General features: G+C 63.2%; 3 protein-coding genes. 1 reads left to right on the forward strand and 2 read right to left on the reverse strand.

Annotated elements, in window-relative coordinates; all coding sequences use genetic code 11:
• Positions 1 to 795 (reverse strand): methionyl-tRNA formyltransferase (gene fmt / locus WCA85_RS18240; protein ID WP_424066280.1); only part of this gene is annotated, 795 nt, incomplete at its 3' end.
• 31 nt (positions 796 to 826) lie between these two features.
• Positions 827 to 1,330 (reverse strand): peptide deformylase, encoded by a 504-nt coding sequence (def, locus tag WCA85_RS18245; protein WP_424066281.1) that lies wholly within the window; start codon positions 1,328 to 1,330, stop codon positions 827 to 829.
• A gap of 246 nt (positions 1,331 to 1,576) precedes the next feature.
• Here def and WCA85_RS18250 point away from each other — a divergent pair.
• Positions 1,577 to 1,990 (forward strand): DNA-processing protein DprA (locus WCA85_RS18250; protein WP_424066282.1); only part of this gene is annotated, 414 nt, incomplete at its 3' end.

Genomic DNA, 1,990 nt, shown 5'->3' on the forward strand with positions numbered 1-1,990 from the left:
CGCTTCGGCGGGCACTGCGCCCCAGATCTTGATGGCGGTGCCGTCAAGCGTCGCCACGCCGCCTGGGAACGGGTCAAACGCTCGCACCTGGCGCGCCAGCACGGCAGCGGGACGCCGCCAGTCAAGCGTGGCTTCGTGCTTGCCGATTTTGTCGGCGTAAGTTGAGCCGGTCTCCGGCTGAGGCGTCACAGCGAGCTTGCCGCTGCGTTCCAGTTCGCCCAAAGCCTCGACGATCAGTCGCGCGCCAGCCTGCGCCAGACGGTCGTGCAGCGTCGCGGTCGTGTCGTTGTCGTGAATGGCCGTGCGCGCTTCGGAGATCATCGCGCCGGTATCGAGACCAACGTCCATCTGCATCAGTGTGATGCCGGTTTCCGTGTCGCCCGCTTCGATCGCACGATGGATCGGCGCGGCGCCGCGCCAGCGCGGCAACAACGAAGCGTGGATGTTGATACAGCCATGCGGCGCGATATCCAGCACTTCCTGCGGCAACAGCAGCCCATAGGCTGCGACCACCATCACATCGTGTGGCGTGGCGCGCAGCAGGTCTATTGCTGCCGTGGCTTCCGCAGGGAACTTGCCGTTGCGGCGTAACGACGGGGGCTGAGCGACCGGGAGCCCATGCTCCTGCGCATAACGCTTCACCGGGCTGGCCTGCAACTTCATGCCGCGTCCAGCAGGGCGGTCGGGCTGCGTCAAGACGAGCGGCACCGGAAACCCCGCCTCGTGGATAGCGGCAAGCGCCGCCGAGGCGAACTCCGGCGTACCGGCAAAGACAACGCGCAACGAATGGCTCATGAACGGGTGCAGTAGGCGGAATGGACGCGCATTACATCGCGTGAGCGAGCTTCTTCATCTTGTTCTTGATGCGGGTCTGCTTGAGCGACGACAGATACTCGACGAACACGCGGCCCATCAGGTGATCCATTTCGTGCTGGATACACACCGCGAGCAAATCTTCGCAGTCGAGCTCGAAGGTTTCGCCCTTCTCGTTAAGCGCGCGCACCCGCACCTTCTCGGCACGTTCTACGTTGTCGTAGATGCCCGGCACCGAGAGGCAACCCTCCTCATTGATCTTCTTTTCGTCGCTCGACCAGATGATTTCCGGATTGATGAAAGCGTGCAGTTCGTCGTGCGCGTCGGACACGTCGATCACGATGACACGCTCATGCACGTCCACCTGGGTGGCCGCGAGGCCTACGCCAGGCGCTGAATACATCGTCTCGGCCATATCGGCCACGAGTTTGCGGATGCGGTCGTCGACCTTTTCAACCGGTTTGGCAATCTTGTGCAGCCGTTTGTCCGGGTAATTGAGAATGTTCAGCAAAGCCATGATTGTAAAGGTGGTTTTAGGCGCCGCTCACGGGCCAAAAGTCGCGCTGCTGGCCATCTGGCCAGCTTGTCGGGCTGTCGCGATGCGCAGAGGATAGGTGGGGTCGAACCGGTTCGATTCAACACGCCAAAAGTGCGCAAACGACTAGCCCGCGCGGGTGGGCGCGGCGCTGCAGTTATTTCGGATGATGAAAATTTTAGCATGGCGCCCGCCTGCCCGCTGGCCATGCAGAAGGATGAACTAGCAATGCACACTCTACCGACAACGGTTCGTGAACTCACCGCCTGGCTGCGGCTCTCAATGGCCCCGGGCCTCCGCCCCGGAGCGCTACGCGCCATGCTCAACGCGTTTGGCTTACCAGGCGCGATTCTCGAGCAACCCTTTGCGCTGCTCGCCGCCGCGACTGACGAAGCATCCGCGCGGGCCGCGCTCGCCTCTCCCGGCGCCGATTTCGCACGCTATCTGGATGCGGCGCTGGCGTGGCGAGAAGAGGAAGGCAACGCCATCGTCACGCTCGACGACCCGGCCTACCCGCCTGCGCTACTGACGATGCCCGATCCGCCGTCACTTCTATATGTAAAAGGCCGGCTCGATCTGTTGCATGCCAAGGCCGTCGCCGTGGTCGGCAGCCGCAGCGCGACGCCGCAAGGGGTCGAGGAC

Source organism: Paraburkholderia sp. (assembly GCF_049581445.1).
In the GTDB taxonomy this organism is placed as follows: Bacteria; Pseudomonadota; Gammaproteobacteria; order Burkholderiales; family Burkholderiaceae; genus Paraburkholderia.